At 72.8% G+C, this 17965-nt stretch carries 18 protein-coding genes; 11 read left to right on the top strand and 7 right to left on the bottom strand.

The window, feature by feature from the left end; all coding sequences use genetic code 11:
• Positions 1-126 precede the first annotated feature (126 nt).
• Positions 127-2334: an iron uptake transporter permease EfeU gene (gene efeU / locus AQJ84_RS02080; protein WP_053192174.1), complete on the top strand. Its 2208-nt coding sequence runs from the start codon at positions 127-129 to the stop codon at positions 2332-2334.
• A 110-nt stretch (positions 2335-2444) separates the two neighbouring features.
• Positions 2445-3719: an iron uptake transporter deferrochelatase/peroxidase subunit gene (efeB, locus tag AQJ84_RS02075; RefSeq protein ID WP_030041645.1), complete on the top strand. Its 1275-nt coding sequence runs from the start codon at positions 2445-2447 to the stop codon at positions 3717-3719.
• Between the two features lie 30 nt (positions 3720-3749).
• Here efeB and AQJ84_RS02070 read toward each other — a convergent pair whose 3' ends face one another.
• Positions 3750-5279 (bottom strand): IucA/IucC family protein, encoded by a 1530-nt coding sequence (locus tag AQJ84_RS02070; protein ID WP_030041646.1) that lies wholly within the window; start codon positions 5277-5279, stop codon positions 3750-3752.
• A gap of 92 nt (positions 5280-5371) precedes the next feature.
• Between AQJ84_RS02070 and AQJ84_RS02065 the strand changes: the two genes are divergently transcribed.
• From AQJ84_RS02065 to AQJ84_RS02055, 3 genes are all read left to right on the top strand, one after another.
• Positions 5372-6871 (top strand): IucA/IucC family protein, encoded by a 1500-nt coding sequence (locus AQJ84_RS02065; RefSeq protein ID WP_053192176.1) that lies wholly within the window; start codon positions 5372-5374, stop codon positions 6869-6871.
• A gap of 116 nt (positions 6872-6987) precedes the next feature.
• On the top strand, positions 6988-8253 hold the full coding sequence (locus AQJ84_RS02060) for a vWA domain-containing protein (protein ID WP_030041647.1): 1266 nt from the start codon (positions 6988-6990) through the stop codon (positions 8251-8253).
• Entirely contained in the window at positions 8253-9056 is an 804-nt protein-coding gene (locus tag AQJ84_RS02055) for a hypothetical protein (protein ID WP_053192178.1), read from the top strand. The genes AQJ84_RS02060 and AQJ84_RS02055 overlap by 1 nt, the downstream gene beginning before the upstream one ends.
• Before the next feature lie 73 nt (positions 9057-9129).
• Here AQJ84_RS02055 and AQJ84_RS02050 read toward each other — a convergent pair whose 3' ends face one another.
• On the bottom strand, positions 9130-9771 hold the full coding sequence (locus tag AQJ84_RS02050) for a winged helix-turn-helix transcriptional regulator (protein ID WP_030041649.1): 642 nt from the start codon (positions 9769-9771) through the stop codon (positions 9130-9132).
• 86 nt (positions 9772-9857) lie between these two features.
• Between AQJ84_RS02050 and AQJ84_RS02045 the strand changes: the two genes are divergently transcribed.
• From AQJ84_RS02045 to AQJ84_RS02030, 4 genes are all read left to right on the top strand, one after another.
• On the top strand, positions 9858-11066 hold the full coding sequence (locus AQJ84_RS02045; RefSeq protein ID WP_030041650.1) for a pyridoxal phosphate-dependent aminotransferase: 1209 nt from the start codon (positions 9858-9860) through the stop codon (positions 11064-11066).
• 102 nt (positions 11067-11168) lie between these two features.
• Positions 11169-11768: a histidine phosphatase family protein gene (locus AQJ84_RS02040; protein WP_030041651.1), complete on the top strand. Its 600-nt coding sequence runs from the start codon at positions 11169-11171 to the stop codon at positions 11766-11768.
• Between the two features lie 80 nt (positions 11769-11848).
• Positions 11849-12499 carry a hypothetical protein gene (locus AQJ84_RS02035; RefSeq protein ID WP_053192200.1) on the top strand — a complete coding sequence of 217 codons (651 nt, stop codon included), beginning with the start codon at positions 11849-11851 and terminating at the stop codon, positions 12497-12499.
• Positions 12500-12551: 52 nt separating this feature from the next.
• A complete protein-coding gene (locus AQJ84_RS02030; protein ID WP_030041654.1) occupies positions 12552-12974 on the top strand; it encodes an acyl-CoA thioesterase in 423 nt (140 codons plus the stop codon).
• 153 nt (positions 12975-13127) lie between these two features.
• Here AQJ84_RS02030 and AQJ84_RS02025 read toward each other — a convergent pair whose 3' ends face one another.
• The 3 genes from AQJ84_RS02025 to AQJ84_RS44655 all read right to left on the bottom strand — a co-directional run bounded on the left by AQJ84_RS02025 (position 13128) and on the right by AQJ84_RS44655 (position 15172).
• Positions 13128-13451 (bottom strand): hypothetical protein, encoded by a 324-nt coding sequence (locus tag AQJ84_RS02025; protein ID WP_030041655.1) that lies wholly within the window; start codon positions 13449-13451, stop codon positions 13128-13130.
• 249 nt (positions 13452-13700) lie between these two features.
• Positions 13701-14906, bottom strand: a complete 1206-nt coding sequence (locus AQJ84_RS02020; protein ID WP_053192180.1) for an alpha/beta hydrolase family protein — start codon at positions 14904-14906, stop codon at positions 13701-13703.
• A 134-nt stretch (positions 14907-15040) separates the two neighbouring features.
• Positions 15041-15172, bottom strand: coding sequence for a hypothetical protein (locus AQJ84_RS44655; RefSeq protein WP_259294350.1), 132 nt, complete (start codon positions 15170-15172; stop codon positions 15041-15043).
• Positions 15173-15626: 454 nt separating this feature from the next.
• Here AQJ84_RS44655 and AQJ84_RS02015 point away from each other — a divergent pair, with 454 nt between their 5' ends.
• Together AQJ84_RS02015 and AQJ84_RS44650 are read left to right on the top strand one after the other, a co-directional pair.
• Entirely contained in the window at positions 15627-16208 is a 582-nt protein-coding gene (locus AQJ84_RS02015; RefSeq protein WP_157874990.1) for a hypothetical protein, read from the top strand.
• A gap of 101 nt (positions 16209-16309) precedes the next feature.
• A complete protein-coding gene (locus AQJ84_RS44650) occupies positions 16310-16432 on the top strand; it encodes a hypothetical protein (RefSeq protein WP_259294351.1) in 123 nt (40 codons plus the stop codon).
• Between the two features lie 15 nt (positions 16433-16447).
• On the opposite strand, the gene AQJ84_RS02010 is transcribed toward AQJ84_RS44650, so the two are convergent.
• A complete protein-coding gene (locus AQJ84_RS02010) occupies positions 16448-16741 on the bottom strand; it encodes a hypothetical protein (RefSeq protein WP_157874991.1) in 294 nt (97 codons plus the stop codon).
• A gap of 271 nt (positions 16742-17012) precedes the next feature.
• Complete coding sequence (locus AQJ84_RS02005; protein WP_030041659.1) at positions 17013-17879, bottom strand: NAD(P)H-binding protein; 867 nt, start codon at positions 17877-17879, stop codon at positions 17013-17015.
• Positions 17880-17965 lie beyond the last annotated feature (86 nt).

The raw sequence follows: 17965 nt of genomic DNA, 5'->3' as shown, positions 1-17965 counted from the left end.
GGCGAGGCCCAGGCGCCGCGTGTTCCGACGGCACCGCCCTCGTGATCGGCGGTTAGGTTTGCCTGCACTAAGCGCGGCCTGGCCGGTATGCGGCCGGGCCGTCGTGTGCCCGAGAGGAGTTGCCTGGTGTGGGACAACGCGCTCCCGAGCTTCCTGATCGGCCTGCGGGAGGGGCTGGAAGCCGGCCTGATCGTCTCCGTTCTGGTCGCAGCCCTGGTCCGCTCCGGCCACCGCTCCCGGCTGCCCCACGTATGGACCGGGGTGCTGGCCGCGGTGGGCGTGTCGATGGGGTTCGGAGCGGTACTGACGTTCACCGCGGCCGACCTGTCGGGACGGGCGCAGGAGGCGTTCGGCGGTGTGCTCAGCGTGGTCGCGGTCGTCTTCGTCACCGCGATGGTGTTCTGGATGCGCCGGTCGGCGCGGAGTCTGTCCGGTGAGCTCGAAGAGCGGGTGAGCGCGGCCGTGGGCATGGGCGCCGGCGTGCTGGTCGTCACCTCGTTCCTCGCGGTCGGGCGCGAAGGTCTGGAGACCGCGCTGTTCCTGTGGACGACGGGACAGGCGGCCGGGGAGTCGGCCGGTCCGCTGACCGGCGCGGGGGCGGGTCTGCTGCTGGCCGCCGCGGTGTGCCGGGGCCTGTACCGGCGGGTGCTGCACCTCAATCTGACCCGGTTCTTCACCGTCACCGGCGCCGGGCTCATCGTGATCGCGGCCGGGGTCCTCGGCTACGGGGTGCGTGACCTGCAGGAGGGCGGTGTCCTGCCGGGGGCGGCGGCGTTCGCCTTCGACCTGTCGGCGCGGGTCGATCCCGCTTCCTGGTACGCCACTCTGGCCGCCGGCATGTTCAACCTGACGCCGCAGATGACATGGCTGCAGGCCACGGCCTACGGCACCTACCTCCTCGTGGTGATGGCGCTGTTCGTTCGCGGGGTACGCGGCACGGCCGTCTCCGCCGCGGCGTCGCCCGTCTCCGGCACGGCCTCTCCCGTTCCCACCACGATCTCTCCCGGCCCCGCCGCAGCCTCTCCCGGCCCCGCCGCGGCCTCTCCCGTCTCCACCGCGGCCTCTCCCCCGGCGGCGGCACCCTCTTCGACGCCCGCCGCCGAACCGGCTGCTTCGCAAGACGAGCCCCAGCCCGTCCAGGCCGGGTCCGCAGCGGCGCCGACCGCGGGACGACGCCTGCCCCGGTGGGTGGTGCCGGTGGCCGCGCTGGCCGCTCCGGCCGTCCTCGCGGGCCTGCTGGTGGCCGTCGGCGGCGACAAGCCCGCCTCCGCCGCCACCATCACCGTCTCCCCCGCGGACTGCGGCGGGGGATTCACCGCGCCCAAACCCGGCCGTCAGTCCTTCCAGGTGCGCGACACCGGCCGCGGCACCGTCGAGGCCTACCTGATCGATCCGGTCACGGCGGCCGTCTACGGCGAGGTCGAAGGCGTCGCCCCCGGCACGACCCGCACGTTGACCGCCACGATCGGCACCGGAAGCTACGCCTGGCGCTGCGTGCCCGCCTCGGGCAGGGCCGTCACCTCCGCCGCGGTCCGGGTCACGGGCGGCGGTACGAGGACGGCCGTACTGCCGGTGGCGGCGAAGGACCTCGCCGCACCGCTGGCGTCCTACCGCGCCTACGTACGGCAGGGCCTGGCCGGTCTGCTGACCAGGACCCGGACCCTGCAGCGCGACGTCGACGCCGGACAGCTCGGGAGGGCCCGGAAGGACTGGCTGCCCGCGCACGAGGCGTACGCCGCGCTCGGCGCCGCCTACGGAACGTTCGGGGAGTTCGACGCGAAGATCAACGGGACGACGGCCGGGCTCCCCCGCGGGGTGAAGGACAGCGGCTTCACCGGGTTCCACCGCGTCGAGTACGGCCTGTGGCACGGCGAGTCGGCCGCCTCCCTCACCGGGGCCGTACGGCAGCTCACCGCCGACGTCACCGCCCTGCGGAAGGACTTCCCCCACCAGGACTTCGACGCCGGCGACCTCCCGCTGCGCACCCACGAAATCCTGGAGGCCACCCTCCAGCAGGAGCTGACCGGCGCCACCGACTACGGCAGCGGAACGGCTCTGGCGACCGCCGAGGCCAACATCAGGGGCACCCGGGTCCTGCTCGGCCTGCTGCGCCCCCTGATCCGGCAGCGCGACCCCGAGGTCCTGACGAACGTGGACAGGTGGCTGCGACGCACCGAGCACCTGGTACTCGCCGCCCGCCACCCGGACGGCAGTTGGACACCCCTCGCGAGCCTCTCCGGCGCCGCGCGCCGACGGCTCGACGGTGCCATGGGCCAGTCGCTGGAGGAACTCGCCCCGATCCCCGACCTGCTGGAGATCCGGCGGGCGGCCTGAACCCCGTATCCGCGTAAGCGAGCCCGAGCCCGCCGCCCCAGGCACCCGCGCCCAACCACCCGCGCCCAGCCACGCCCGCACCAGTGCGACACCAGGAGAGGACCATCTCGATGCCCACCCAGCAGCCGGGCCCCGCAGCGGGTTCGGAAGGCGCTTGTCCCACCGGCCGCCGCACGTTCGTCCGGACCGCCCTCGGTGTCGGCGCGGCGGGTGCGGCGCTGGCCGGAGCCGGGTTCGCCGGCGGGCGCGCCAGTGCCGCGGAAGGCGGCATCCCGGCCGCCGGCGCGGTGGCCTTCCACGGCGCCCACCAGGCCGGGATCATCACCCCGCAGCAGCGGGCAGCCGCTTTCGTCTCCTTCGACGTGATCGCCGAGAACCGCGGTGAACTCACCGACCTGCTGCGCACCCTCACCGCCCGGGCCCGGTTCCTGACCGCCGGCGGCACCCCCGAGGACCTCGGCGTGGGCGCCCCGCCGTCCGACAGCGGCATCCTGGGCCCCGACGTCCCGGCCGACCGTCTGACCGTCACCGTGGGCCTGGGCGCCTCGCTCTTCGACGACCGGTACGGTCTCGCCGCCGCCAAACCGCGCCACCTCACGGCGATGCGCACCTTCCCCAACGACGACCTCGACCCGGCCGAGTGCCACGGCGACCTGTCCCTGCAGATCTGCGCGGGCCACTCCGACACCGTGCTGCACGCCCTGCGCGACCTCGCCCGTCACACGCGCGGCGCCATGCAGGTCAAGTGGCGCGTCGACGGCTTCCAGAACCCCGCCCGCCCGTCCGGCGCGCAGCGCAACCTCCTGGGCTTCAAGGACGGCATCGCCAACCCCGACACCTCCTCCGCCCGTGAGATGGACCGGCTGGTGTGGGTCACGGCGGCCGACGGCGAGCCGTCCTGGGCGGTCGGGGGCAGCTACCAGGTGATCCGCGTCATCCGTATGCGGGTGGAGTTCTGGGACCGGGTCTCCCTCACCGAGCAGGAGAAGATGATCGGCCGTCGCCGCGACACCGGCGCCCCGCTCGACGGCGCCCGCGAGACCGACACACCCCGCTACTCCAGGGACCCGCGCGGCGAGGCGATCCCGCTGGACGCCCACATCCGCCTCGCCAACCCGCGCAGCGCGAGAACGGACTCCTCGCGTCTGCTGCGCCGCGGCTACAACTACGACCGGGGCGTCGACCGGGCCGGCAACCTCGACATGGGTCTGGCGTTCTGCTGCTACCAGCAGGACGTGGTCCGCCAGTTCGAGGCCACCCAGGTGCGTCTGATCGACGAGCCCCTCGTGGACTACATCACCCCCACCGGCGGCGGCTACTTCTTCGCCCTCCCCGGCGTCCGCGACCACTCCGACTGGCTCGGCCGCTCCCTGCTGCACGGCTGACGCGGCCGGGGCGTGCGGGAGTGCCGGCGCTCACCCGGCCAGCGGGTTGGGCAGCGGAAGGTAGCGGGCGTCGGCGCCGTCCGCGCCCGTCCAGCGCAGCAGCAGGTTGGTCTTGCCGGGCAGCGTGGGCGAGGCGAGCAGGGCGGCGATCTCGGGCAGGTCGTGCCGGGACAGTTCCCGGCGGACGGCGGGCCAGGGGTCCAGGCCGGCGTGGCGCTCGGCGAGGGCCCCGGCCACCTCGCAGAGGTGGTTGACGACGAGGCAGTACACCAGCCGCTCCCAGCCGGCCTCACGCGACACCTCCGGCAGCAGCTTCACGCCCTCGGCGTCCCGGAACAGCGCCTGCACGGGGGTGCCGTGCGCGTCCACGGCGACCAGCGCGTTCTGCAGATGTGCCTCGAGGACGACGCCGTGGTCGGCGAAGGCCGCCAGGGCCGGGGGCACGACCTGGGCCAGGTAGGCCTCCCACCACGCCGCCGGGTCCTCGGCGCCGTCGAGAGGGCTGCCGGGGAAGCCCTCCACGAGCCCGGCGGCCAGCAGCGGGGTGGCGCCGGGCAGCAGCCGGTCGCGCAGTCCGTCGCGGACCAGGACGGCGAGTTGTTCGAACGCGAAGTCCGCGGTGCGGTAGCCCCGGTCGCTCAGCCAGGCCGCCGGGCCGTCGACCGCGTCGAGGGCCCGCCGCGCGGCGGTGTCGGTACGGCGGAGTCTCAGCAGGTCGTGGCGCCAGAGCCGGCGGATGTCGTTGGTGATGCGCACGTCGAGGCTGAACTTCAGGAAGAGGTCGTGTCCGGGCGCGTAGAGCGTGCGGATCGCGGCCGTGGGCCAGGCGTCGGAGGCGGTCGTGCCGAGGTGGATCAGGCGGCCGTCGGCGAAGGCCGGGGCGAGGTCGCGGGCGGCGAGGGCGAGCTGCCAGGGGTGGGCGGGCAGCAGCCGGTAGCCGGGCGGGGCCTCGCCGAGCGTGTCGAGGGCCGAGGTGTCGCCGTCCTCGACGACGGCGTCCGCGCGCAGCCCGAGCAGGGTCAGCGGGAAGCGGGCGTGCGCCTCGGGGGCGTAGGGCAGCCAGGCGGCGACCGGGCCGCCGCCGCGGGCCTTGGGTGCGGGGTGGTGGGGGTGCCCGGTGATCAGGGACTGCTCGGAGAGCAGGTACGGGTCCTCGGGTGGCGTCGTCCGGGCGCGGGCGGCGAGCAGCGCGGCCACCGCGTCCCGGCTGTCGATCATCTCGGCGGGCAGCTCGTGGTTGGACAGGCCGGTGTGCCCGACCAGTTCCTCCGCGACGAGCTTGACGAGTTCGGGATGGCTCAGGCGCTGCCGGCCGTCCGCGGTGCGGACCTCGGGTTCGGCGGGCCGCCTGCTTCCGCGCACCCGCAACACCCTGCCCCCCGGCAGCCGGTACTCGTGGTGCCCGCCGGGTCCGTCGGGGGGTGGCAGGTGTTCGGCCACCTCCCGCAGCAGGCAGTTGAGGAGGGGCGCCGCCGCGAAGGCGTCGGCGCGCTCCGCCACGTCGTCGCGCGAGGCGGCGTCGTCGGCGGGGGGCGGGGGGATGAGATCCACGCGTTCCACTCGTTCTCTACGGTCCGTTCGGGCGGAGACGATCAGTATGTCTGTCGTCACCGCCTGTCGTGACACCCCCTTCGTACCCGAGGAGCCCGCCCGTGCACCGTCCCTTCACCGCCGAGGCCGAGGTCGCCGGCGAGCTGGCCGCCCTGCGGCCGGGCCTCGTGCCGCGGTACTCGGCCGAGCTGCCCGGTGCCCGGGCGGCCGTGCTGACCCGGCTGTGGCGTGCGTTCACCCATGAGCCGCTGCCCTGGCTCGCGGGGCGCGCGGCCGGCCGGGACGGAGTCACCCTGCGTCTTGCCGACGGGCGTCGGCTGCACGGCCCGCACCCGGACCCGTACGCCACCTCCGGGTACGTCACCGAGGTGCGGCTCGACGACCGGCCGTACGCCGACCCGGTGCGGCTGGTGACCGCGCTGGGGGTAGCGCACGGTACGGACTTCGCCGCCGAACTCGGCCACAGCGCCGCCTCGTTGGCACTCTCGCGGGCCGGGCGGCCGGTCCACCCGAAGGAGTGGCCCACGGACGACTGGGAGTGGGAGCAGCGGGTGGTGGACGGGCATCCGTACCACCCCAACTGCCGCTCGCGGCCCGGCTTCTCGGTGGCCGAGCAGCTCGCCTACGGGCCGGAGCACGGTCCGGTCGTCCAGCTGGGGACGCTGCCGGTCCCGGCGGGCGACTGCCTGGTGACGGGCGAGTGGCCGGACGGGATGCGGGACGGGGGGCGACTGTTGGTGCCGGTGCATCCGTGGCAGGCGGAGCACGTGCTCAAGCGGCCCTGCGGGGAGGGGTTCGCGGCCCACCCTTTGATGGCGCTGCGCACCCTCGCCGAGCCGGACGGACGGCACGTGAAGACCGCGCTGAGTGCCCGGCTCACCTCCTCGGTGCGGGACATCTCCGTCTACTCCGTAGGCCAGTCCGCGACCCTGTCGGCGTTCGCGCACGCGGCGGCGGCCCGCATGGACGGGCTGCTGCACGTGACGCGCACCCTGGGCGCGGTCACGGCCGACTCGCCCGACCTGGCGGCGGTGCTGCGCGAGTCGCCGCAGGCGTACGCGGACGCGGGGCGCGGCGAGCGGGTGCTGCCGGTCGCCGCCCTCACCACCACCGGCCTGCCCGACTCCCCCGCCTGGCTGGCCGGGTTCACGCGCCTGGCCCTCACGGTGGGCCTGAGCATGCTGGAGCTCGGGGTGGCTCTGGAGGCGCACGGACAGAACCTCCTCGTCGTGCTGTCCGCGACCGGCGACCCGCTGCGTCTGGTCTACCGCGATCTCGCCGACATCCGTGTCAGTCCTGCCCGGCTGGCCCGGCACGGGGTCTTGGTACCGGAGCTGACCGGACGGACCGTCACGGACGACGAGAGGGCCCTGCGGCGCAAACTGTTCGGCTCGCTGGTGGCCGGGGCGCTGGCAGCCACGGCCGGGTCGGCGGGGGCGCTGCGGGAGGCGCTGGCGTCGGCCGTACGGGAGCTGCCGCGCACCCCGGATCTCGTGGCCCTTCTCGAAGAGCCCCTGCCCACCAAGGCGTTGACACTGATGCGGCTGTCACCGGGGACGCCCGGGGATCAGTGGGCCCAGCTGCCCAACCCCCTGCGCTGACGCACCCCCGGAGCGCTGGGCCGGCTTCCCCGATCGAGGACCCTGTGCCGGCCTTCCGGTGTCCGCTCCTCACGGCCGTTTTGGATCCCGGCACCCCTGATCAATAGGATCCGCCGATGATCACAAGTAAACGGCTGGCGGCAGGAGTGTGCGCCCTGCTCGCCGCCCTGACGGCCGGGGTCGCCTTCCCGGCCGCGGCCCTCGCCGGTGAACCCACGGGCGAGGCCACGCCCCAGGTCGACCTCGTCCTCGACGTCAGCGGTTCCATGCGGACCCGGGACATCGACGGCGGGACGCGGATGGCGGCGGCGAAGCAGGCGTTCAACGAGGTGCTGGACGCCACGCCGGAGGACGTCGAGCTCGGCATCCGGACCCTCGGCGCCAACTACCCGGGCGACGACCAGAAGACGGGCTGCAAGGACACCGCTCAGCTCTACCCGGTGGGTCCGCTGGACCGCACCGAGGCCAAGACGGCGGTGGCCACCCTCTCCCCCACCGGCTGGACCCCGATCGGCCCGGCGCTGCTCAAGGCGGCCGACGACTTCGACGGCGACGGCTCCAAGCGGATCGTGCTGATCAGTGACGGCGAGGACACCTGCGCCCCGCTCGACCCGTGCGAGGTGGCCCGCGAGATCGCCGCCAAGGGCATCGGGCTGACCATCGACACCCTCGGCCTGGTCCCGAACGCCAAGATGCGGCAGCAGCTGAGCTGCATCGCCGAGGCGACCGGCGGGACGTACACCTCGGTCGAGCACACCGACGAACTCACCGACCGGGTGAACCAGTTGGTGGACCGCGCGGCCGATCCGGTGGTGACGCCGGTGGCCACCGAGGGCGCCGCGTCGTGCGCGAAGGCGCCGACCCTGAAGTCCGGTCTGTACACGGACCGCGAGGAGTTCGGGCAGCAGCGCTGGTACCGGGTCGACGTGGAGCCCGGCAAGGAGCTGCGCGCCTCGGTCAGCGTGGGCGCGGACCGGGCCGTGAACCCCTCCTACGGGGTGCTGCTGCGGGCGGTCACGGTGCGCGGCCGGGAGATCGTGCGCGGCGAGGCGGCGGGGGACGGTCGTACGGACGCGGTCTCGACGGGACTGCGTTATCCCAAGGCGGAGAGGGAGAACGAGGACGAGGCGGCGGCCGAGTCCGTCTGCCTCCAGGTCACCAACTCCTTCTCGGCGGCCTCCGGTGTGAAGACCACGCCGGGTCTGCCGCTGGAGCTGACCGTGGACGTGGTGGACGGGCCGTCCCAGGCGAGTGACGTGGCCTCCTTCGGCCTCGGGCGCGGCTGGTGGCTGCTCGGCGCCCTGATCCTCGCCGGCTTCGTCGCCGGTCTGCTCTGGGGCTGGCTGTCGCGCTGGCGGGTCGCGGTCTGGAGGACCAACTGATGCGGATCACACGTGTGCTGGGCGCCGCGGCGCTGATGTTCGGCCTCGCGGCCACCCCGGCGGCGGCCGACTCCTCGCCGTCCCCCTCGGCTTCGACGGACAGCGAGGCCCCCACCACGGCGGGTACCTCCTTCCGCACGGCGACCGAGATCGAGCAGGGCCAGACGGCCACCGCCGACGGCTCGGCCGGTGACTACCTGTACTGGTCGTTCCCCGCGGACGCCGGGCAGCGCCCCACCGTGCGGGCGACGGTGAAGCTGCCCGAGGCGCACGCCGCCGAGACCTGGCAGGTCGACGTGTACGACGGTCTGCGGCGCCGCCAGGCCTGCCAGTACGGGGCGCAGACGCGCACCGCCGCCGCGGGGGCCGGCTCCGTGGAACTGGCCTGCGTGCTGCGCACGGTCCGTGCCTGGTCGGAGCCGTGGGCGAACGACCCGCTGCCCGGGACGTACTACGTCCGGCTGACGGTCGTCGACCTGACGACGGGCGACCTGGGTCTGCCCGTGCGGGCCGAACTCCGGGCCGACTCGAAGGACGTCGGCGGCGCGGCCGCGGTCGACGGCTCGCTGGCCGAGCCGCTGGTGCCCGGGATCGCGGTCACCTCGGCGGACGACGAGGACGGTTCGTCCGCCTCCGCGGTGCTGTCCAGCATCGAACCGGACGACGGCTGGTCCTCCGGCTGGTGGTCCGACCGCTGGGTGTGGACGGCCCTCGGCGGGGCGCTGGCCGCGCTCGCGGGAGTCGGCGGGTACGCGCTGACGCGCGGCGCGGGGCGGCCCTCGCGGGTGCCGCCGGGCGCCTGATCCGACGCTCCGGCAGGAGGCCCGCGGGCGGCGTGGTGACAGAAGGTCCGCCGTCAGCGGGCCTTCTGTCGTCTCACGCCTCGCGCAGCGCCTTCGCCAGGGTGCCCTCGCCGGTCACCTCGACCCGCCCGCCCCCGATCGCGTCGGCCAGGGTCAACTCCCCCCGGCCGACGGCCGTACAGGTGTCGGTGTCCATCACCAGCCGGGCGTCGGGCTCGCCGGGTGCGGGCCCGTCGCCGTACACCGGGCCGCCCTCCGCGCCGACGCGCACATGGAAGTCCCCCTCCTCCAGCCGGACTTCGACCAGCCCCTCGTCCTTGGGCCCCGCGCCCTCCAGCGCGCGCAGCAACGGCAGCGCGAACCAGTGCGCGCGGACGGCGTCCGTGGGCCGCCGCTCGCCCAGCTCGGCCTGACCCCAGGTGCCGAGCGCCTGCAGCACGGGCAGCAACTCCCTTCCGCGCCCGGTGAGTTCGTAGACGTACGCGGCGCCCGGCGGCGGCAGCCGGCGCCGGGTGGTCAGCCCGTCCCGTTCCATGTCCTTCAGCCGAGAGGCGAGTACGTCCGTGCTGACGCCCGGCAGGTCGGCGTGCAGGTCGGTGTAGCGGCGCGGACCGGCCAGGAGCTCCCGGACGATCAGCAGCGTCCAGCGGTCGCCGACGACGTCGAGCGCCCGGGCGGCGGAACAGTACTGGTCGTAGCTTCGGCGAGGTGACATGCGACGCAGTCTAGACATGTTGTTGGACTTTCCAAGCTCGAACTTGGTAAAACCAAGTAACACCACAACCGGAGGGGCGTAAGCGCATGGAGTTCCGGCAGTCGAGCAAGCTGAGCGAGGTCTGTTACGAGATCCGCGGCCCGGTGATCGAGCACGCCAACGCGCTGGAGGAGGCGGGCCACAGCGTGCTTCGCCTCAACACCGGCAACCCCGCGCTGTTCGGCTTCGAGGCGCCGGAGGAGATCCTCCAGGACATGATCCGCATGCTGCCGCAGGCGCACGGCTACACCGACTCCCGTGGCATCCTCTCCGCCCGCCGGGCTGTGGCCGGGCGCTACCAGACGCTCGGTCTCGAGGTAGGCGTCGACGACGTCTTCCTCGGCAACGGCGTCTCCGAGCTGGTCTCCATGGCCGTCCAGGCGCTGATCGAGGACGGCGACGAGATCCTCATCCCCGCCCCGGACTTCCCCCTCTGGACGGCCGTGACGACCCTCGCGGGCGGCAAGGCGGTCCACTACCTCTGCGACGAACAGGCCGACTGGTACCCGGACCTGGACGACATGGCGTCCAAGATCACCGACCGCACCCGGGCCGTGGTCATCATCAACCCGAACAACCCCACCGGCGCGGTCTACCCGAAGGAGATCGTCGAGGGCATCCTCGACCTCGCCCGGCGGCACGGCCTGATGGTCTTCGCCGACGAGATCTACGACCAGATCCTGTACGACGACGCCGTGCACCACTCGGCCGCCGCGCTCGCCCCCGACCTGGTCGTCCTGACCTTCTGCGGACTGTCGAAGACGTACCGCGTGGCCGGCTTCCGCTCGGGCTGGATGGTCGTCACGGGTCCGCGGCAGCACGCGAAGAACTACCTGGAGGGCCTGACGATGCTGGCCTCCATGCGGCTGTGCGCCAACGCGCCCGCGCAGTACGCCATCCAGGCCGCGCTCGGCGGCCGCCAGTCGATCCGCGAGCTGACCACACCCGGCGGGCGTCTCCACGAACAGCGCACCGTGGCCTGGGAGAAGCTCAACGAGATCCCGGGCGTGTCGTGTGTGAAGCCGAAGGGCGCGCTGTACGCGTTCCCGCGCCTCGACCCCAAGGTGCACAAGATCCACGACGACGAGAAGTTCGTCCTCGACCTGCTCCTGCGGGAGAAGATCCAGGTGGTGCAGGGCACCGGGTTCAACTGGCCCACCCCCGACCACTTCCGCATCCTCACGCTGCCCTACGCGGACGACCTGGAGGCGGCCATCGGGCGGATCGGGCGCTTCCTCAGCGGGTATCGGCAGTGAGGTGGACGCAGGCGGTGGGGGCGGCTCGGCGGAGGGAGCCGGGAGCGGTGGGAGCGGCTCGGCGAATGCCGCCGCGAGCGGTGGGCTCGTAGCCTGTGACGCATGGGTGATCTCTTCCTGGTCCGGCATGGCGAGACCGCGTGGTCGCGGTCCGGACGGCACACCGGCCGCACGGACGTGCCGCTGACGGAACGCGGGCGGCAGGAGGCGCGCGGCCTGGTGCCCCTGATCCGCTCGCACCGGATCGGGGCCGCGTTCGTCAGCCCGCTGCAACGGGCGCGGGAGACCGCCGAGCTGGTCGGGCTGCACGACGTGCGGATCGATCCCGACCTGCGGGAATGGGACTACGGCGGGTACGAGGGCATCACCACCGTGGAGATCCAGCGCACCCGGCCGGACTGGTTCCTGTTCACGGACGGGGTCGCGCCCGGGCCGCCGGACCGTCCGGGGGAGAGCCCGGAGCAGGTGGGCGAGCGGGCCGACCGGATGCTCGCCAAGGTGGACGCGGCGCTCGCCAACACCGAGGGCGTGGTCGTCCTGGTGGCTCACGGGCACTTCCTGCGGGTCCTCACCGCCCGACGGCTGGGGCTGCCGCCGTCCGGCGGGGCACTGTTCCAGCTGGCGACCGGAACGGTGTGCCGGCTGGGCACGGAGCACGGGCGGCCGGTGATCGCCGGGTGGAATGTCAGACCGCCGTCGTAGTCTCGTAGAGGTTGATCGCATCCGCCCCGGGCGGCGGATCGGACCGCTTCGAGCAGGCCGTTCACCGGGAGGAGCACGCCGTGACCCGACCGCCCACCGCAGCGCAGCGGCGTGTCATCGACGCGGCCGAACCGGTCACCGGGCGGCTGAAAGGGACGGAGACGCAGCTCGCGGCGCTGGTGAAGCGGGGGCTCGCCTTCCGCCACCCGCGGCCGCCGCACGACCACTTCCTGACGCCCGCGGGACATCGGATACGGGACACGCCTCCGGAATCCCCGGTGTCCCCGGCGTCCCCGGAATCCGCCGCCTCCGTCGAGCCGCGTCCGGCGGCCGGTGTCTTCGCCGCCCGCATCGGTGACGCAGAGGAGCCGGAGGCCGGGCCGGGCCGCGACCGCGAGGTGCACAGCGCCTGGCAGGGGCTGCTGGAGCTGCGCAGGATGACCAATCCGGACGGTTCCGTGGACCGGCCGTGCGGCTGGGAGCGCGCGCACCTGGTGCAGGCGGCGGCGCTCGCCCTGGAGGCGGCGGGCCACCGGCCGTCGGGACGCGAGTCCGAGGGGTACCGGGTGCGCGCCACCCCGCAGCCGGAGGCCGTCGCCGTGCACGCGCCGGACACCGGCCCGCTGCGGGCCTGCGCGGCCACGCTGGAGGGAGCGGGCTGGCAGGTCGGCGAGCACACCGAACCGCGCACGCGCGCCCGCTATCTGCTGGCGTCCCCGCGCCGCACGTGATGAGCATGCCAAGATCGGTCGATCAGATGATCCACGATCAGAAGGGGCAGCCGTGACCGACCCGTTTTCCGTCCCGGTGACCGTCCGTGGCTATGAGACGGACGTGCAGGGACACCTCAACCAGAGCGTGTACATCAACTACGCGGAACACGCCCGCTGGTCCCTGCTCCGGGCCGCCGGGATCAGCCAGGCGGGCCTCATCGGCAGGGGCGTGGGCCCGGTGGCCCTGGAGACCACCATCCGCTACCGGCGGGAGTTACTGGCGGGCGACGAGGTCGAGGTGACGTGCGACTTCGAGTGGGGCGAGGGCAAGACGTTCCGCATGCACCAGACGATCCGGAAGACCGACGGCACCGTGGCGGCCGAGATCACGGCCGTCGGCGGGCTGATGAACCTCAAGGAACGCCGGCTGGTGGCGAATCCGCGGGACCACTTCAAGGAACTGGCCTCGGATCCGAGCCTGTTCGGGCTCTGAGCGGCACCGAGCAACCCGGGGCCACGCCTCGACCAGCTCCGTCGGAGCGCTCTCCCCCTCACCCGTGCCGGGATAAGGCGAGTCGCTCACCGGCACGGGCTTCCGGCCGGCCCCCGATCGCCAGTGCTGTGACCGCATAGACAACTCAGGGTTCTAAGGCGTCGAGTCCTCGTCGGTGAGTCCGTGGTTTCCCCAGCGATTCCAGAGCGTGCGATGCCAGTCGTCGGCGTCGGGTCCCGGGCGTGTCACGGCTGGCAGTGGTCCTGAGCTGGTCTCGATCAGGTGCAGCAGCGACCAGGCGACGCCATAGCAGTCATCGGGGCCGAAGCAGCCGGCCAGAGCATGAGCCTCGTCGGGTGTGACTGGCGCGGAGATGGCCTCGATTTGCCGGAATCGGCGGTCAACGAGCTCCTCGTCGTCGGTGTCCCAGTCGGGGAGGGGGCCATCGGCGACGAAGGCCTGAACTTCGGGTCTCATCCTTGAATGATCGACTGCTGTGGGTGATCTGAGCAAGGTAGCCGCAGGTCAGGCGGCCGCCGTTTCCACCGTCGAGGACGGTGCGGGGAAGGCAGCCTGCTCGTCGGACGTTCGCCGTGCTGGAGGCAGTGATAGAGCCGGCCGAGCGCGGTTGAAGAGGTTCCTCTGAGCGGCTGTTCGCACCCAGCGGCGCGGGCGGGTCACCTTGGACGGGCCTGCGAGGGACCGCGGTGCTGCGGTCCCGGGTACTCAGGGGAGGAACGTCACTGCTGGGAAGGCCGGGGACGGCCCGTCGAGCAGGTGCCCCCGACGGTGGCGCAGGTGCTCGTCGAAGAACGCGAGCGGGTACGCCTGCTGGATCTTCACCCCCTGGTCGGGATCGAGGGTGCCGATCACCTCCTGGAGCTGCTGCGCGCTCCATCCGAACAGCTTCGCCACCTGCGGGAACAGTGCCTCATTGTCGCCGTACGAGACGTGGACGGCGCCCTGGGCCTGAATGTCCAGCCGCCAGCCCCGCAGGTGCGACCAGAATGCGGCGGCCTCGGGATCCGTGGCCCGGGTGAACGCGGCGGACATCATCATGAACGGTCGGTCCAAGTCGCCGGCCAGTGGCGGGTTCATCTGCATCGGGCCGTCGAGGCTCAGCCCGGCCCGGATGCGCTCGTCCGCGAGCATGGCGCAGGCGGTGGCCGTCCCGCCCTTCGACCAGCCGAACGCGCCCATGCGCCGCGGGTCGAGGGAGCCCAGCAGCCCGGCCGGCAGTTCCCTGTGGTCGACGTCGGGATTGCACCCGGCGGCGAGCTGCTCGACGCAGTCGAGGACGAAGCGCAGGTCAGCAGCGAAGTCCCCGGGCAGCGTCGGCGCCTGCCTGTCGCGGAGCGGGACGGCGATCCGGCCGTCGGGGAACTCGGTGTACGTGTCGTACTGGTGAGCCACCGTCACAGCTGCGTATCCGTGGCTGGCGAGCTCTTGGACCATGACGGTGTGGTCGCCCTGGTGACTGTGCGCGCCATGCGAGAACACGACGACGGGCAGCCGTCTGCCAGATCGCCGCATCGGAGCGCCCACGTGGCCGGCAGTGAGCAGCTCCAGGGGGGTCAGAGCGCCGAACCCGGCGTCGGCGAGGAACGCCTGAAGTGCGCCGGCTGGCATCCAGGGCGCCACCGGGTACCGCTGGACGTCCCGGGCGGGGTACCAGACGGTGGCCATCAGCTCGCGGAAACGCCCAGGGCCCGCGATGTCGTCCGGACGCGACCGGTCGACGAGGTGCAGCTGGACCGTGCCCACCGGGTGCGGCCCGGTCGGCACGGGCAGCATGAACCGTGTCGCGGCCGGCTCGGCCCACGCGGGGCCGCCGACGGCGGCAAGCGGCACCGCGGCCCCGGCGGCCAGCGCGGCTCCCAGCATGCTGCGGCGCGTCATGCCCTTCCGGCTGATGAACGGTGTGGTGGTCATGGGCCCTCCGTGGTGATGGATCGTCAACCGTGCCGCGATGGCTAGTCCGTGGGCACAGGGGAACGCTGCCACGTGCCCCTCCCGCGGAGCATCGGCCCACCGTTTGATTACTCGCGGGGCATAGGCCCACGGGTTTACGCCCTGGGGACGATGAGGTCAGCGGTGTCGTCCGCTTGCGAGGCCACCCCGATCACCTCGGGCTCGCGGTCCAGAAGGATCAATCGTTCCCGCTCCAGCCACGACTCGTAGCTCACGTGGTCGCTCACTGTTGCCGAGGAGAAGATCCCGCGAGGGTGGCCGCCCTTGGCCAGCGGAACTCGCGTACCGAATCGGCAGTCGAGGTCCTCTGACTGAAACCCTGCCCGAGCGGATCGCGTTCGGCGACAGGGACTCCGCGGGCGGCGTACATCCGGTCCATGCCGTAGAAATGCCGCCAAACCACGGTCAGGGGCACCACTGACAACGGGCCCTGCCGTGATGCGGGCAGCGCCCGTTTCCCTGCCGGGCTGCGCTCCCCTGCCAGGGAGTGTCCGGTGTTGGAGAGCCTGCTGCCGCAGCTGCCCCAAGGGTCGCAACCTTCAACTTTCAACCGGAGTGGCCGATTTCGGACTTGTTCGTCTCATGCGTCCCGAACAACCCTGAAGTCAGATTGACCCCCAGACATCCGAGGGGTCATCAGAAACGGGGGAACGCACCATGCGCATACCCATGCTGGCGGTCGTGACTGCGACCGCTGCCCTCCTGTTCGGAACCGGGGCGACCGCTGCCACCGCCGCGCCGGGCTCCGACACAACGCGCGTCTCGGCGGCAAGCGCCGGACAGCCCTTCGCGGACCAGGCCGCGAAGGCGCACCTGACGAAGGCCCAGACCACATCGCTCCAGGCGAAGGTCGACCGATATGTGAAGCGGACCGGCGGGAAACAGGTCGCACTCAACGAGATCGACCTCGGCGGCGACGCCACACTGATGGTCGCCCTGCCCGGAGAGAAGCACCCGAGGGACTTCGCGTCCGGCGACAGCTCTCGGGCCGCGTTCGACCCCTGCCTGCAAGGACAGGTCCACAGTGGCTGGTTCTGCGCCTACAGCCGGGAGGGATTCAACGGCGACGCCCTGCGCTGGTACGAATGCGGAAGGCGTGGCATGCCGTGGGGAGACTGGGGGTCGTGGATCAACGATCAGACCCCCGGCACGAGGGCGATCTTCTTCGGTGCGGACGGATCCGCCTACGACGCCACCCCGGCACCGTACAGCTCCAACTCCCGCTACTACTGGACGCCCGTCTGGAGCATCAAGAACTGCTGACGGCGATTCCGGGCGCGGCCCGTGTGTACGGCGCTGGGGGCTCCGGCAATGGCCGGAGCCCCCAGCGCCGTTCCGTCGCCCCCCTTAGACCGGGAGAAGCAATGCGCAAAGCCATACTCGGCTTGTTCGTGGCACTGACCGCGGTGCTCGCGGCAGCACCCCTCGCCGGCTCCGACCAGACCCAAACCGTCGCCTGCTGCGGCGGCACACCCGGCTTTCCGTAAGCTTGTCGTTTGACTTCAGGCGCTCGGTGGGGTCGTGGCAACGGTGACCTGAGCTGTCCAGGACCCGGGCTCCCGGGGCGGATCCCAGGTCACATCGAGGTCAGCGTCGTGGAAGTCGTGTGCGAGCCCCACCACCATGGCAGCCACGGCGGCCTGTGCCTCGGCTGGGTCGGTGTCGGCCGCCACGTCGGCAAGGCGTCCGCAGAACATCCCGCCTTCCTCGGTGAGAACACTGTGGCGCCAGCCGTCCGGCGTCGCCAGCAGGACGATGCCTCTCGGCATGCCGAAGGGAGGCCGTCTCTTCGTCACGCGCTCTCGTCGCACCATGGAGCTATCCAACCTCGTGGGGTTCCTGGAGGTGCGTGCGGGCGGAAGTCCAGGCGCCGCGGCGGGGTTCGGTGCCGACCTTGCGGTGGGCCGGCCGTATGCCTCGCCGGTGGCGAGGACCCGCCCGACTCGTGGCGGGGTGCCGATCGCTGGTTTCTCGAACCCGGTGGCCGACCCGGACCCGGTCGGGAAGCTTGCGGTGCACCAGCCGGGGAGCCGGTCCTTGTCCGTCCGGATCGGTACCCGCCGCCGGTCACCCCTCCCCCGTGAACACCTGCCTGTGGTCCTCGGCCCACTCCCGGTACGTCCGCGCCGGCCGCCCCAGGGCCTGCCGTACGTCGTCCGTGACCAGGGTGTTGCCGCCCTCGCGGGCGAATCCCACGCCGCCCACGACGCCCTCGACGGCCGCCTCGTCCAGGCCCGACGCGGTGAGCTGCGCGCGGATCTGATCCGGCGTCAGGGTGAGGGTCCGCACCGGGCGCCCGAGGACGGCGGCGAGCACGGCGGCCTGGTCGGCGGCGCGGATCGCCTCGGGTCCGGTCAGTGTGTAGGTCCGCCCGGAGTGCCGGGAGTCGGTCAGCGCCTCGACGGCCGTCTCGGACACGTCACGCGGGTCGACCACGCCCTGCCGGCCTTCCCCCGTCATGTCGGGCACGGGCCGCCCCGCCCGGATCGGTTCGGCCCAGCCGAGGGTGTTGGAGGCGAAGGACGAGGGCCGCAGGATCGTCCACTCCGCCTCCCCGGCCCGCAGTGCCTCCTCTCCCGGCAGATGCCAGGTGCCGAAGGGACCGTAGGCGGGGTCGCCGGTGCCGATGGAGGAGAGCTTCACCAGGCGGCCGACACCGGCCGCCCGCGCCAGCTCCACCAGCCGTGCGTCCCGGCCGCCGTCGGCCGGTCCGAGCACCGCCACCAGGAAGGCGGCCGTCGCGCCCTCCAGTGCCACCTCCAGGGACTCCTGGTCCAGGAAGTCCCCGCGCACCACCTCCACTCCGGCCGGCATCCGGGCGCCTCCCGGGTTCCGGGTCATGGCGCGCACCTTCTCGCCGCGCGCCGCGAGCTGTCGTACGACTTCGCTGCCGATGGTGCCCGTGGCACCGGTCACTAGGATCATGGCCTCCACGCTGGCGGGCGGCAGGCGCCGGCCGCTAGGAGATTCCGGCACGGTTGTGGCGTACCCGAGAGCGGGGCGCGCGTTTACCGTGGGTG

Origin of the sequence: Streptomyces resistomycificus, assembly GCF_001514265.1 — a bacterium.
Classification (GTDB): Bacteria; Actinomycetota; Actinomycetes; order Streptomycetales; family Streptomycetaceae; genus Streptomyces; species Streptomyces resistomycificus.
The sequence above is the reverse complement of the archived record's forward strand: the minus strand, read 5'-3'. Positions and strand labels throughout refer to the sequence as shown.

What these genes read in the sequence shown, in the direction of transcription:
- efeB (WP_030041645.1), top strand. Translation starts at nt 2,445, where the DNA reads ATGCCCACCCAGCAGCCGGGCCCCGCAGCGGGTTCGGAAGGCGCTTGT.
- AQJ84_RS02060 (WP_030041647.1), top strand. Translation starts at nt 6,988, where the DNA reads ATGATCACAAGTAAACGGCTGGCGGCAGGAGTGTGCGCCCTGCTCGCC.
- AQJ84_RS02055 (WP_053192178.1), top strand. Translation starts at nt 8,253, where the DNA reads ATGCGGATCACACGTGTGCTGGGCGCCGCGGCGCTGATGTTCGGCCTC.
- AQJ84_RS02050 (WP_030041649.1), bottom strand. Translation starts at nt 9,771, where the DNA reads ATGTCACCTCGCCGAAGCTACGACCAGTACTGTTCCGCCGCCCGGGCG.
- AQJ84_RS02045 (WP_030041650.1), top strand. Translation starts at nt 9,858, where the DNA reads ATGGAGTTCCGGCAGTCGAGCAAGCTGAGCGAGGTCTGTTACGAGATC.
- AQJ84_RS02040 (WP_030041651.1), top strand. Translation starts at nt 11,169, where the DNA reads ATGGGTGATCTCTTCCTGGTCCGGCATGGCGAGACCGCGTGGTCGCGG.
- AQJ84_RS02025 (WP_030041655.1), bottom strand. Translation starts at nt 13,451, where the DNA reads ATGAGACCCGAAGTTCAGGCCTTCGTCGCCGATGGCCCCCTCCCCGAC.
- AQJ84_RS02020 (WP_053192180.1), bottom strand. Translation starts at nt 14,906, where the DNA reads ATGACCACCACACCGTTCATCAGCCGGAAGGGCATGACGCGCCGCAGC.
- AQJ84_RS44650 (WP_259294351.1), top strand. Translation starts at nt 16,310, where the DNA reads ATGCGCAAAGCCATACTCGGCTTGTTCGTGGCACTGACCGCGGTGCTC.